Source organism: Streptomyces sp. BK022 (genome assembly GCF_004217355.1).
Lineage (GTDB): Bacteria > Actinomycetota > Actinomycetes > Streptomycetales > Streptomycetaceae > Streptomyces > Streptomyces griseoluteus.
The window spans coordinates 460,255-473,503 of sequence record NZ_SHKU01000001.1; the positions used below are offsets into that span (position 1 = coordinate 460,255).

Consider the following 13,249-nt stretch of genomic DNA (forward strand, 5'->3'; position numbering starts at 1 on the left):
GGGCGGGTCGGGTCAGCTCAGCCGCATCCCCTCCGACGGGATCTCCTCGACGGCGGCGGTGCGAGCGATGGGCAGCCCCCACCACTTGCGTGCCGTCTCCGCCGCGAGCTGGGCTTGCCGCGCTCCCGGCGGGCCCCATCCCAGCAGCGCGGCTGCCTGGGCGGGCGTGACGAGCAGGCGGGCGAAGGGGTGGCCGGTGGCGCGGTCGACGGCCGCCGGGCCGACGGCGGTGACCCGGGCGGCTAGGCGGACCCTCGCGTTGGGCCCCACGCCGCCGTAGACCTCGCCCGTCTCGTCCAGCACCCAGCCCAGTCGTACCGGATCGGCCAGGGTGAGCTGAGCCTCCTCGGCAGCTTCGCGGTACAGGGTGTCCTCGGGAGTCGCGTCGGTCGTCTCCACGGTGCCGCCGGGCAGCATCACCAGCAGGACCCGTCCGACCTCGTCGGTGATGATCGCGGCGGCGCCAATCCACGCCGCATGCCGGGACACGGCGTACTGCGCCGCCGGCGCAGCGGCACGCGGTGTGACGTGATCCGAAGGGGAGACGGGAGAGGGCACGTATCTCTGCCTTTCGCGACGGTGGACGGGCGAGCGCGCAGCAAGGAGGAGCAAGCGGTGGCCAGGAGGCACCGCCGTTCATCCGGCGTCGCAGCTCCCAGGGCTGGTGGGGCCGGCAGCGCTGCCGGGCACGATCGGCCAGTCCACGGTGATGCGGGTGTGCTTCTTGGCGAACACGTGCGGTTCGTGGTCCGTGCCTGCCGGGGCGGGGTCAGCTGCAGGGCGGGCGGTGATGAGGGGGCAGCGGGCGCCACGGTGGTTGAGCTGCCAGTGCTGGACCTGCTCGGCCATCTCCTGCGCGGAACCGTGTCCTTGGTCGCCGTAGCCGTGGACGACGAATTCGTACCGGCCCTTGCCGTCGTCCCCCTCGCCGATGCGCTCGGTGGCCAGCCGGGCGAGGGAGCCCCCGCGCACGATCGCGGCGGCGGGCCAGTGCCTCAGCGGCGGGTTGAGGACCTTGTTGTCGCCCTCGGAGTCGGCCTCCAGGCGGCAGAAGCCAGGCAGGGCACCGGCGAGGTAGAGGGTGAGGGCGTCGAAGGGTTCCTGTCCGCCGACAGTGACGTTGGTGCGGGTGACGGTCGGCTCGCGGGTGAGGGCGGAGGCGAGTTGGTCGACGGGCAGCGGGGTGCCGTCTTCCCAAGACAGGTGGACGCCGGTGCCGGGGACGGTGCGGCGGTTCGTGTTCCAGGCGCCGTCGCCCTGCATGGCGACAAAGCCGCAGATGATGAGCGGCTCGTCGCTGTGCAGGGCCCCCTCCTTCCTGGTGAATCCGATGGCCCAGTGGTAGCCGTGCAGACGCAGCGGTGCGACGAGACGGCCTCCCTCGGCCAGGGCGTCGATCCAGGGCAGGTCCCAGGTGTCGACGGTGACCAGAATGGCGTCGAAGCCGCCGTCCGGAACCACACCGGCGGGCAGGTGCTCGGCGTCCGCGGTGACCACGCTCACGTGGTCGTATCCGGCCTGGGGCAGGAAGCGAAGGGCCCTGTCAGTGACGGCGGGGTCGATGTCGAGGGTGGTGATGTGACCGGTCGGACCGACGAGTTGGGCGAGTAGGGCGGCGTTGCAGCCACCGGAGCCGATCTCCAGAACGCGGTGGCCGGCCTGGATGCGGGCGGCTTCGAGCATCTCGGCCTGCAACCAGGGCGCGGAAATGGAGCTGGTGACCCGGCCGTCGTCGCTGTGTCGAGTCGGGACGATGTCGTTGGCGTACGCAGCGGGGAGGGGGATCTCGGGGGCAAAGGCGTGCCTGGGCACGGTGCGGAAGGCGCGCTCGACTGCGGCGGAGCGGATATGGCTGCCGGCGCGGAGCTGCTCAACGAGCTGGTGGCGAAGCTCGCTCGCGTCGCTGACTTCAGTAGCTGGCGAAGTCGTCACGGCATTCCTTCCCGGGTTGATCGGGCGGTTGGAACGTGGTGCGAAGGGAGCATCAGGAGCGGGCCGGTATCTCTGCTCCGGCAGACCGGTGGTTCTGGCGCGGGCCCGGTGATCACGGGGTGTCCCCGCTCATCCGGCGCTGCAGCTCCCACAGGGTCCGGAACAGCCCTGGCTGCTGGGTGAGCTGGGCGTAGGTGCCCTCCTGGACGATCCGCCCTTCGTTCAACACCACGATCCGGTCGGCGACGGCGACGTTGGTGAGGCGGTGCGTGATCAGCAGGACGGCGCGGTCCTTGGCCAGTTCGCGCAGACCGGCGAAGATCCGGTGCTCGGCCCGGGCGTCGAGGGCGGCCGTGGGCTCGTCCATCACCAGTAGCGCCGCCTGCCGGTGGAACGCGCGGGTGAGGACCAGACGCTGCCACTGCCCGCCCGAGAGCTGCTGCCCGCCGAACCACTCGCTGGTCAGGAGGGTGTTCAGGCCGGAGCGGAGGACCGGCAGCATCTCCGCGGCGCCGGACGCCTCGCAGGCGGCTAGCAGGGCCGCGTCGCTGGTGTCGCCCTGGCCGAAGGTGATGTTGTCGCGCATCGTCAGCGGCAGGTAGGTGAATTTCTGCGGGACCAGCGCGACGTGCTTCCACGACCCCCACGGGTCCAGGTCCGCGGTGGATGCGTGGTCCCAGGCCACGTCGCCTTCGGTGGGCAGCAGCAGCCCGCACAGCAGGCGGGAGAGGGTCGTCTTGCCGGAGCCGTTCTCCCCGACCAACGCCACGATCTCGCCGCGTCGCACGTGGAGGGAGACGCAGCTCAGGCTGTCCTTCGGGGCGCCGTCGTAGCGGTAGGTGACGTCGCGGACCTCGAAGCGCTCCGGGGCCGCGGGTACGGGAGCGGTGCCGCGGGAGTCGGTCATGGCCTGGCCGTGGGCGTTGTCGAGGAAGTTCTGCCAGTCCTGCACGTACCAGCCGGTGCGCACCAGGCGGGCCCCGCCGTTGATGATGCCGCGCACCGAGCCGGTGGCGGTCTGGAGAGCGAAGACGGCTCCGCCGCCAGCCGCCAGGCTCATGCGCCCGGAGGCCAGGAGCCACAGCAGCGCCGCCCACACCGCGGTCGAGGCGATTCCGCCAGCCACGGCTCCGGCCAGTCCCATCCAGGCACCGGTGTTTGCGGCCTTGCGTTCGGCCGCGTTGACCGAGGCGGCCAGCTTCCGATAGCGGCCGATCAGGAAGGGACCGGCCAGGCAGGCGCGCATCTCCTCGCTGGATTCCATGTAGGCCATGTGCCAGCGCAGTTTGCCCAGCATCCGGCGCCGCCCGGAGGTCTCCAGAGCGGCGAGGTAGAGCACGCGTGCGGAGCGGATGTAGGCGGCGGCTTGCGGCAGGCACGCGAGGAAGAGAAGGGGAAGGAGCAGCGGGTGTAGGACGGTCAGGACGGTGGCGCCGGCCGTGAGCGTGGCGGTCGCCGCGAGGACGTCCTGCGCTTCTTCGACGAGGTCGGGGGTGACCTGGGCGCCGCGGTCGGCGATGTCGTAGGCGTCGTTGTAGCCAGGCTTGTTGTTGGCGGCCAATTCCGCGCCCAGCGCGGCCTCAATCATCGTCAGCTCCGCGGCCCGGCCGAGCACCGGGCGTAGACGGCCGGTCAGCCAGACGACGGCGATGCCCAACAGTGCGCGCAGACCGGTGGCGGCGGCGATCACAGCCAGCTGCGGGGCGGCGTCCCACAGCCGCTCGGTGATGTCGCCCGAGGAGATCAGCGCGGTGATCGTGCCCGTGACGGCCAGGAGGCCCAGGGCCGCGAGGACGCCGGTCCCGATCTGGCACACCAGCAGGCCGATGGTCGCGCCGCGGTCTACGCGCCAGGCCATCTGCACCGAGCGCCGCACGAGGGAGGGAAGGCGCCGCGCCATGGTGCGGGAAGTCAGCAGAGAGCCAGCCTGGAGCCGTGACTCGTCGCGGTAGAGGTACTCCTCCTCTCGAACACTGGCCTCCTGCGCTTCTTGGTCCGGCGCGGTCCCCTTGGGCGGTTGCGGCGGCTGGTCCCGCGTAATGGCCGAGGTCATCGTTCCCCCTAGGACGGTCGCTGCGGCAGAGTCGTGAGGTCTAACGACGCGGCTGCGATATCGAACACACGTCATTCGGTCGTGCTCAGGAGCCCGCAATTTCCTGCGTCAGCGGACCCCGCGGGCGCGGGATCCCTGCTCTGGCCTGGAACGGCTGTGGGCAGGTAATGGCCGAAACGCCGACACCGCCAAACAGCGTGGGCAGTACGGCGGGGCGTCCCAGGGCGTCCCGCTTCTAGCGGGGATCTGGTTCGGCCTGCAGCAGCCTTTCCAGCTCTGTCTCGGCGCGGCCGACCGCGCTCGCCAAAGCCTCATGGTGTTGGGCGGACAGGAAGCCGGATCCCAGTCCGGCCGCGACGATCACCGCGTGGAGCGCGTCTGTCGCCCCGCCGTCCAAGGCGGACGCGGCGACGGGGTGGCGCAGTGCGTCTCGTGCGGCGTAGGCGTCGAGTCGGGCGACGCTGACGAGGGAGTCGAGTACGCGGTCGGAATGGCGTCCCGTGCCGTCCAGCTCCAGGGCTGACAGGCCCGTCCGGGTCTGGAAGGCGGCGGTCGGCGGATCGGGGTGGGCAAGGAGCTGGACGGCTTCATCCATGGTGCGGTCGAGGTCGGGTTCGGGGACGGGGGCGTGTGCGGGCTGGCAGTGGGCGTGCAGGAGGAGGGCGATGGCTCTCTCCCAAGGCTCTGCGGGCTGGGTGGTGTCGATCAGGTCGCGGGCTTGCTGGTCCAGGCCCTGCTCCATCAGCGCCATGATCTTGATCTGGCGGCCGTCGAGGAGCCGGTTGCCGATGCCGCGGTGCTGGGCCATGGCGTCGGCGGCCTCGCTCCACCGCCCGATGCGGGCGAGTGCGCGGGCGCCGTCGACGAGCAGCGTGACGTACAGCTCCTGGCACACCGTGCGGTGGTCCTCGTCCGTGCCGGTCAGAGCAGAGAGGTCGACGGTGCGGCCGTCGATGTCGGTCTTGTTCCGATGTCGGGCAGCGTCGTTGAGGCAGTACAACAAGCCGTAAGCGAGTTCGCCGTGGCCGGCGCGAGTCTGCAGGCGGGAGAGGTTGACGAGCGGCATCAGCGACATGACGGCGACCCGTCCGCTGAGGCGTCCGGCGTTGGCGAAGACCTGGTGCTGGCGCCAGCACAGATCCTCGGCTAGATCGGGCAGGCCGACGTCGGAGGCGATGAGCGCGGCGTAGTTGAGGACCCCGCAGGCGCGGGCCACCAGGTCGTGGTGGCTCGCACCTGCGGGCGCGACGGTCAGCCCGGTGAGGTGGTTGATGCGCTCCTCCAACGGGAGCGCGGGCGCCTTGGTGCGGGGGACCAGGGGAATGCGGCTGGCCATCGCGGGGATCATCGGCTCAGCCCTTGCGCGCCCAGTCGACGACCAGTCGGCTGTAGGGCTTGTCGACGACGAAGCGCGGGTCGTCCGCCGTCAGCCGGGTACGCGAGTCGGCGACGGCCATCCGGAAGCCCGGTTCGGGGGCGTTGTTGCCGCCGGTCGCGTCCCAGGCGCGGATCTCGCTCACGACACGCTCGGCGATGTCGGCGCGACCCTCGCCGTGGCCGATCACACCGACCTCCCAGTACCGGCCCTGCTTGTCCTCGCCCTCCCGGATGGTCAGGTACGCCAGCGACCCGCCGTCGAGGGCGGCCATGGAACCCCACCCGAAGTGTGGGGTGAACCCGGGGCGCTGCCCCGGCAGCCGGGACAGGCCGTTGGGCAGCACGCAGGCCAGGTACAGGTACAGCCACTCCCACGCCGAGCCCTGCCGGAACTTCACTCCGGTGTAGATCTTGGTCTGCTGCTCGTCGAGGACGGAGCGCAGGGCCTCGCGGTCGACGTCCTGCTCGCTGAACGTCTCCAGGCGCACGTTGCCCTCCCCGGCCATCGGCACGAGGGTGTACACGTCGTCGCAGACGCCCTTGCGGAGCGGGATGAAGGTGGCCATCTCGCAGGAGACGGTCTTCCACGTGTCGCCGTCGCGTTCGAAGGCGAAGGAGCGGGAGATGCTGCCGCGGATGCGCATCGGCAGGACCAGGCGCCCGCCGGGGGCGAGCTGGTCAAGGATCTTCACGGGGACGTCGCCGGCGCCGACGGTGAAGATGATCCGGTCGTAGGGGGCGTGCTCGGGCAGCCCGGCCGCGCCGTCAGCCATCACCGCGGTGGCGTTGTCGACACCGGCTTTGGCGAGGTGCTTGCTCGCGCCGGCGACGAGGTCCTGGTCGACGTCGAGGGTCCACACCTGCCCGCCGGGCGAGACGATCTTGCCGAGGAGGGCGGCGTTGTAGCCGGTGGCGGCTCCGGCTTCCAGGACCTTGTGACCGGGCTGGGCGCCGAGCTGTTCGAGCTGGGTGGCGACGATGGACGGCGCGGAGATGCAGGAGATCATCTCCCCGTGTTCGTCGTGCTTGATCGGGACCGCGTCCTCCTTGTACGCGCTCTCCAGGTCGACGCCGGGCAGGAAGGCGTGCCGGTCGGTGCTGCGGAAGGCGTCGATGGCCGCCTGGCTGCTCAGGTGGCCGCTGTCGACGAGCCGCTGGGCGAGGGCTTCGCGCAGCTGCTTGGGGTCGGTTACGGGTGTCACGGTGGTCTCCATCCGAGGGAGGCTAGGGTCCGCGGAGGCGGACTTGCGGGTAGACACGTCAGCTCCTTCTCCGGTGGAAAAGGCGACGTGACGGCCGAGCCACGCGGTGGCGGCCTGCACGTCGGCAGGCACGCCCGCACGGTTGAACGCGAAGATCGCGTGATGGGCGATGACAGCCCGGATTCCGCGTATCAGTCGGCCGTCTGCGGCGAGTCGGCGCAGGCGGCGGCCGGCGTCCTCGAACTCGGCGACGCGCTCGACCCAGCCCGCTTCCGCGTCTGGGCGCAGGGCCGCGTCCGCGTTCATCAGCCGCCGCATCGCGGAGACGGCTTGGTCCAGTGCGGGCCCCTGAGGCGGGGTGACGGGGGGCCGCAGGGCGGCCCACCGGCCCCATACGTCTCCGGCTTCGAAGGGGTCCAGTCCCGCCGCGCGGATCATGGCGGACAGCAGCATCACGCTGCGCTCGCGGGCGCCGGGGGTGCCAGTCTCGGCGAGCGCGGCCGGGCTGTCGGCGCAGAACACGTCGTGCGCGACCTCCATGCCCTCGGGGCCGCCGAAGGCGTGCGTCTCCGGCTCGTAGATCCCGCCCACCCAGCCGGTGATCACGCGGTCGGCGACGAGCTGGTCCAGCAAGTCGGCGACGGGCTGTTCGGTACGCAGGCGCACGCCGGCGTCCTTGCGCAGGAAGTGGAAGCGGCGTTCGCCCAGCGCGGTCGCCAGGGCCGGGGCGGCGTCCGCGTGCGGGTCGGGAAAGGCCACGGAGGCGTGCCACCAGGACGTGTCCGGGGGGACGGGCAGGTTCTCTTCGTCGAGGGTCATGAGGAGGGAACTCCTTGCGAGACGGCGGGGTGGGTCAGGTGAGCAGCAGGACGCGGGTCCAACCGGTGGCGTCGGTGGCCTTCAGGGCAAGTTGGGCCCCGGCGCGGCCTTCCATGAATCCGGGTTTGGGCAGGTGCTCCCAGTCGGCGGCCAGCCGTCGGTGCAGGTCCTGGATGATCGGGGTGAAGCGTTCGGGGCTGGTGCTGTCGGCGGCGACCGCGCGGGTGAGAGTCAGCAGCCCGGCCCAGCCGTGGCAGAGCGTCGAGTCGGTGATCCGGGCGAGCCGCAGCGGGTCGGTCAGGATCGCCTCGACGGTGTCCTCGGCCGCTTGGCGCCGTACAGGGTCGCCGAGGGCAAGCGCGGCGAGCTGCTGGGCGCGGGCGATGCCGGGCTGGCCGTAGCACCAGGACTGGCGGGCCGGCTCAGCTGGGGGCGGCTGGTCGGCGTCCAGGTGGGCTGTGGTGGACCAGTAGTGGTCGCCGTGCCGGTCGAGCCAGGTCGCGAACGTGTCGACGGCCTCCTCCTGGCCGGGGACGCTGACTCCGGCGCGCAGTGCGAGGGAGAGCACGGCCAGGGGCCCCGCGATGCCGTGGGCCATGCCGTTGTTGCCGTGCCCGCCTGCCATGTCCTTCCCGTCGGGGCCGACCGGCGACCACCACCCGGGCAGGATTCTGCCGTCACTGCGGGCGGGGTGTGCGAGCGCGACGAGGCAAGCGAGCACGTCGGGCAGCCGGGGCGCGATCGGGCGGCGGGACAGCAGCAGTGCGGCGAGCCCGGTCATGCCGCGGATGAGGTCCCATTCGGCGAGGTGGGGCAGCGCGCCGGCCTCCTGCCGGCGGTGGGCGGCGGCGAGCCGGGCGTCCACGACGCGGTCGACGGCCGCGCGGACGTCGTTTGCGGCCCCGTGGGCGCGGTCCAGGACGAACTCCAGGGCGGGTGCGCCGTGGAAGAGGCTGGCGTTGCTGCCGGTGCTGACGCCCCGGACGGTGGCCTGGGCGAGGTGGCGGCGGGCGGTGGACAGGTCACGGCGCTCGATGTCGAGCAGGGCCATCCCCAGGGCGCCCTCGGACAGGTCCTGCGTACGGGGCACGGTCGTCGTGGTCATGAGCGCCTGGCCAGGGGGACGACGATGCTGTGGGCCCGGCCGCCGATCCACCCGTCGGCGTCCGGCGGGGGCGCGTCGTGCAGGGTGGCGATGCCGAGGGGGCTGGCGTCCAGGTGCGCGCGCAGGAGGTCCAGGTCGACGTCGCGGGTGAGGTCGAGGGGCAGCTGCTGGTCGTCCTCGGCGAGCAGGACCCGATCCGGCACGCGGAACCGGGCACGCCAGGCATGGAGTTGGTCCGCCCACTGCTGGAATCGGGCGGTGCGGGCAGGCAGCGTACGGCTGCGGATCTTCCACCGGGTGGTGGTGAGGATGGTGCGACGGTAGGTGAGTGCCGGGGTGAAGGGCAGGGTCCAGGCGGCGCCCCAGTCGAACCAGGTCACCTGTGGGGACGCGGCCCGGCTGATCTCGCCGAGGAAGCGGGCCATCGGCGGGGTGTAGTTGTTCCACAGGAAGTTGATGGCGGTGGGGGCCAGCAGCTCCAGCGGCTTGCCCGTCGCGGACTCCACCAGCTGGGGGCGGCCGTCCGCGACGGTGACCGCCAGGTCGCGTGGGAAGAGCACGTGCGGTTCGGGACGGCGGAATTCGCCGACGCTGACGATCCGGGGCAGGGCCTGTGGTGCGCGGGTGAGCAGGTCGGCCGGCACCCGCCCGGCGTGGAAGGAGAGCTGCGCGAGTTCCGCCTCCGGATCGACGGTGGGCAGCTTCGCGTACGCCGTCTCGGTGCCGGGCAGGAGGTGCCAGAACCGACCGGTCATCGATCCGGCTGAGCGGGAGACGGTCAGAACGTGCAGCCGGAAGTCGCCTCGGTCCAGGGCCGGAAGAGAGGAGGCGTGGACCTGCGCGGCCAGTTCGAGGTGGGGTGCCAGGGCCTGGGGCTTGTCGCCGGCCGCTGCTTCCAGTTCCTCGATCATCGCCCCGGTCAGCGCGACGGTGCGGCTGCCTTCGGCGGCTGCGGTACCAGCCAGCTCCAGCAGCAGGCGGTCGCGTCGGGACATCGGCCGGGGCGGTTCGCTCGCCGTGACGAACCCTGCCGGGAAGCCCACGCCCCGGTCGGGGTCAGTCACCGCTTCCACTGGCACTGCGGTGTTCTCGCCGTAGCGCTCGGAGAACTGCTCGATCCACCGGCGCCAGGTCGGTGTCCCGTTCGGATGGGTAACCAGGCGGGCCAGGATGGTGGCCGCGGTCTCCGATTCGGTCAGCACCTGCTTGGGCAGCCGCACGTCGGCGTCCAGCCGCAGGTCGCATGCTGTCCGCAGGCCGGCTGCCTGGGTGTGCGTTGCAGGCGGTAAGACGTCGGTGGGGTCGGCGATGGTGGCGGGGGCGCGCAGGGAGGAGCGCAGCAGCCGCACCCGCAGCAGTTCACCCAGCAGCCGGTCGCGCGCCGTGTCGCTCACGGCGGGGAACTCCGCGGCCAGTTTGTCGGACAACTGGCGGTACGTGATCGGTGATCGCGCGAGGTCGAGTACGAGACGCAGCGCGGGGCTGAGGGCCAGGCGGAACTCGGCATCGCCCTCGGACGGTACGTGGATGTGCTGGTCGCGCTGTCGGATCAGGGTGTTGACGCAGACCTCGGCGTCGGCCATGCGCGCAGCGTCGCTCTCCCAGGCACTGAGTATCTCTTCGAGCCCCACCGGGTCGGGGCGGGTGACCGCCTGGTGCTTCTCACCGAAGCGCACGGACGTGGCCTGGGCGAAGCCGAGCGGGGCGACGCCGGCGAACAGGCCGTAGGGGGTGGAGCGGCGGGCGTAGCGGATCGCGTAGCGGGCGGTGGCCAGCGCCGCCCGGCGCATCCGGCGCACCTTCGGTGTGCGGCCGTCGATGACGGCCTGGACTTGGTCCGCCAGGTGAGGGCTCGCCTGCGACACGGCCCGGCGGAAGTCGGTGTCGGACCACACCGTGCTCAGCCACGCGCGCCACTCGTCCACGGGCGCTTTGGCCACCGGCCAGGGCGGCATGGCGGGCTCGGTCGTGTGCACCGCGGCGCGCAGCATGGCCTGCCCCGCGGCCTCATACAGGCTGGGCCGGTGCCGTGTCATCAGGGCTCTCCTCATCTTCTGCGTGGTGGGCGGGGTGGGCCGGACGGGGAGAGCCCCGTCCGGCCCGCGTTGCCGGGGTGTCCCGACTTACGAGGTGGTGCAGGCGCTGGGGCAGGAGCTGCCGCAGGTGTCGCCCGTGCTGCACATCAGGACCGTCTCGGTCGCCGGCGTGCCCTCGATGAAGGTGATGTCGAGTCCGAACGGGTCGGTCTCGTCGGTGGTTGCCAGGTCCGACTGCACGGGGGCGGTCGGCCTCTCCGTCTGCACGGCGGTCATGCTTGCCTCCTAGGGGCGATGGGTGGTGCGGGATCCCGGGACCCGGTCGGGGCCCGGAGCTTGGTGCCAGACGGTGGCAGGCGAAGGCGTCGCCTGGTCCAGGACGTCTGGGAGTCGACGGGACCCGTGCCGTCAGGCTGCTACGGGCTGCGCTTCCTGGTGGGCCTTCGCGGCCTGGTTCAGGACCTTGGTGAAGTGCTCGGCGCGTTCGTCGCCCTCGGCCTCCTGGGCGCGGAGGTCTCCGAAACGGGCCCAGTAGCGCCGGCAGACGTCGCTGTTCATGAGCATCGAGGCGTAGAAGGGCAGTTGTCCGTCGCGGACGAAGCCCAGGCGGTCGCGCAGGCTGAGGGTGCAGATCTGCTGGTTGGCATGGAGCAGCTGCATGTACTCCTCGACGTCCATGTCCTCGGGCGCCCAGAGTTTGGCGAGGTCGGCGTTGGTGGACATCTGCGCCAGCCAGTCGAGCTGGTTGCGGGCGACGACCGCCTCGTTGCGCTCGGCCTGGTGCCGCGCGACCTCCCTGAGCCGGACGGCTCCGACCACGGCCGTGGTGAGGGAGACGGCAGCACCGGCAGCGAGGACGGCTGTGGTGAGCTTCATCTGTCAACGATCCTTTCGCAGAGCGGAGTTGCGGCCGGGAGGCCGGCTGGTGGAGAAGCTGGGGTCCCCCTGCTTCACGCGGCCCCCGCGAGGACGACGGTCGGGGCTTCATCGGCAGAGCCATGCGCGGTGTACCGGCGGCGCACCGCCTTCAGAGCGACAGCGATCGGCGGCAGACCCACGGTGGCCCTGCGTGCGTCGACTGACTCCGGCCCGCGCAGCGGGCACAACTCGATGCCGTCGGCGCACAGCAGGAGCTGGGTGCCGTACTCCTGGTCGCGCCCGCTGGTGATGAGGGCGCGCTCGTGCAGGTGTGCCCAGTGCTGGACCAGCGCGTCGCCGGCCTGGACCGCACGTCCCAGCAGGGTGGTGGCGGCGCGCCGGAAGTCGGGTTCGTCGTCGCTGTGCAGGGCGATGCTCCACGCGGCACGGGCCGCGTCGGGGCCGACGAGGCGGTGGCCGGGCCAGTCGTGGTCGGCCAGGATGCGGCGCAGCACCTTGGTGTTGACGTGGTCGGTGTGCCGGCCCTGTCCGAGTTGGACGGCGTCGAGCTGGTCGCGCACGCGCTTGGCCCGGTGCGTGGCCGATTCCGTGGCGCGGGCGATGCTCGCGGGCGAGGTCGGGCCGCTGCGGTTCGTCAGTTGTCACGCGTTGCTCCGATCATCCGGAGCCGGCTGAGGCGCGTGGACCTGGCAGCTGATCAGCGCGCGGAGCCCGGCGCGGTGCTCGACGGGGAGTTCGAGGCGGGCGACTCGATCGCCGTCGCGTCCGGGGCCGGATCCGCACACGTCCCAGCCGTTGTCGGTGAGCCGACGCAGGAGGGCAGCGAGGGGTTCGGCTTCGAGAGTGTGGCGGGCCAGCGTCTCGGCCCGTACGACTTGGAGGTCGAGTCGGGCGGCGAAGTCGGACGCCCACAGGGTGATCAGGCGGGTGATGTCATCGGACTGGCCGGGCAGGGTGTGGACGCTTTGGAGGAAGAGGCACGGACCCTGGCCCCATCCGAGGTCGGGGTCACGCTCGGGGATCATGCAGGCCAGCAGCTTTCCGTCCTCGTACAGTCCGGCGGACATGGTCTGCGCCTCGCTGAAGAGTGCCGGGATGTCGGCGCGGGCGGGTACGGGCAGGCCGTGCATTGTGAGCCAGCGCTGGCGGTCCTGGACGAGGGCCGCAGCTTCCTCGCGCTCGGCCGCCGTGCGCAGCATGCGCATCTCGTAGATGGCGGTCGGCGGCGTCTGCGTGAAGGGGACGGAGGCGGAGCGGTACTCGCTGGCCGCTGAGGTCGTAGGCCGGGTCACTGGCTTGCCCCGTTTCGCGTCGCGTGGGCTGCTTGCTCGGCCGGCAGCAGCTGCCAGCCGTGCGCCAGGACCACCAGTTCGGTGGTGTCCTGTGCGCCCGTGTCGGCGAGGAGCTGGTCGAGCGCGGCGCGCTGGTCGGCCGGGGCGAGCTTGGCGGCGACGGCGATGTCGCGCGTATCGCTGTGCTCAGCGACGGCTCGCAACAGCAGCAGCTGCTCGGGGCTGAGCTTCGGAGCTGGCCTGTCCGCCGTGGGAGAGGCCACCTGCTGGGTGGTGAACAGGCGGTGCACGATGACGGGGGGCTTGCAGCGGGGCGGGCAGTGGAGGCTCGCGCGGATGTCGCGGATGTACTGGCGGACGGTGACCGCGGAGAGCCCTGTCTTCGCGGCGATCTCTTGGGATGCACAGCCGTTCGCGAGGTGTTGGGCGACGCGCTGCAGCGTCGGCGTCAGAGGGGTGATCGGTGCGCTGGTCGTCACGGGCGGGGTCACGGTGTCTCTTTCTCGGCTGGAACGGACGGTCACCGGGGTGGGTGCCGCCGGTCCCCGCGGGGG

Annotated in this window: 11 protein-coding genes and 1 pseudogene; all 12 read right to left on the minus strand. The window is 71.7% G+C overall.

Annotated elements, in window-relative coordinates; genetic code table 11:
* Positions 1 to 12: 12 nt before the first annotated feature.
* The 12 genes and pseudogenes from EV284_RS02120 to EV284_RS02175 all read right to left on the minus strand — a co-directional run bounded on the left by EV284_RS02120 (position 13) and on the right by EV284_RS02175 (position 13,174).
* Positions 13 to 489 carry an NUDIX hydrolase gene (locus tag EV284_RS02120; protein WP_242625520.1) on the minus strand — a complete coding sequence of 159 codons (477 nt, stop codon included), beginning with the start codon at positions 487 to 489 and terminating at the stop codon, positions 13 to 15.
* Positions 490 to 636: 147 nt separating this feature from the next.
* Positions 637 to 1,932 (minus strand): methyltransferase, FxLD system, encoded by a 1,296-nt coding sequence (gene fxlM, locus EV284_RS02125; protein ID WP_165425442.1) that lies wholly within the window; start codon positions 1,930 to 1,932, stop codon positions 637 to 639.
* Positions 1,933 to 2,044: 112 nt separating this feature from the next.
* Complete coding sequence (locus EV284_RS02130; protein ID WP_130329661.1) at positions 2,045 to 3,985, minus strand: ABC transporter ATP-binding protein; 1,941 nt, start codon at positions 3,983 to 3,985, stop codon at positions 2,045 to 2,047.
* A 235-nt stretch (positions 3,986 to 4,220) separates the two neighbouring features.
* Positions 4,221 to 5,321, minus strand: coding sequence for a hypothetical protein (locus EV284_RS02135; RefSeq protein ID WP_242625521.1), 1,101 nt, complete (start codon positions 5,319 to 5,321; stop codon positions 4,221 to 4,223).
* A gap of 16 nt (positions 5,322 to 5,337) precedes the next feature.
* Entirely contained in the window at positions 5,338 to 7,383 is a 2,046-nt protein-coding gene (gene fxlM / locus EV284_RS02140; RefSeq protein ID WP_130329665.1) for a methyltransferase, FxLD system, read from the minus strand.
* A 34-nt stretch (positions 7,384 to 7,417) separates the two neighbouring features.
* On the minus strand, positions 7,418 to 8,488 hold the full coding sequence (locus EV284_RS02145; protein WP_130329667.1) for a lanthionine synthetase C family protein: 1,071 nt from the start codon (positions 8,486 to 8,488) through the stop codon (positions 7,418 to 7,420).
* Positions 8,485 to 10,524 carry a lantibiotic dehydratase family protein gene (locus EV284_RS02150; protein WP_242625522.1) on the minus strand — a complete coding sequence of 680 codons (2,040 nt, stop codon included), beginning with the start codon at positions 10,522 to 10,524 and terminating at the stop codon, positions 8,485 to 8,487. Before EV284_RS02150 ends, EV284_RS02145 begins: the two co-directional genes overlap by 4 nt.
* Before the next feature lie 87 nt (positions 10,525 to 10,611).
* The gene (locus EV284_RS02155; protein ID WP_057608338.1) at positions 10,612 to 10,800 is read right to left on the minus strand and encodes an FxLD family lanthipeptide; all 189 of its coding nucleotides are present in this window, start codon (positions 10,798 to 10,800) and stop codon (positions 10,612 to 10,614) included.
* Positions 10,801 to 10,932: 132 nt separating this feature from the next.
* Positions 10,933 to 11,400, minus strand: a complete 468-nt coding sequence (locus tag EV284_RS02160) for a DUF6082 family protein (RefSeq protein ID WP_130329669.1) — start codon at positions 11,398 to 11,400, stop codon at positions 10,933 to 10,935.
* Between the two features lie 74 nt (positions 11,401 to 11,474).
* Positions 11,475 to 12,048: pseudogene (locus tag EV284_RS02165) on the minus strand (DUF6624 domain-containing protein).
* Positions 12,045 to 12,695: a hypothetical protein gene (locus EV284_RS02170; RefSeq protein WP_242625523.1), complete on the minus strand. Its 651-nt coding sequence runs from the start codon at positions 12,693 to 12,695 to the stop codon at positions 12,045 to 12,047. The pseudogene EV284_RS02165 and the gene EV284_RS02170 overlap by 4 nt, the downstream one beginning before the upstream one ends.
* Positions 12,692 to 13,174, minus strand: a complete 483-nt coding sequence (locus tag EV284_RS02175) for a LuxR C-terminal-related transcriptional regulator (protein ID WP_234386688.1) — start codon at positions 13,172 to 13,174, stop codon at positions 12,692 to 12,694. Before EV284_RS02175 ends, EV284_RS02170 begins: the two co-directional genes overlap by 4 nt.
* Positions 13,175 to 13,249 lie beyond the last annotated feature (75 nt).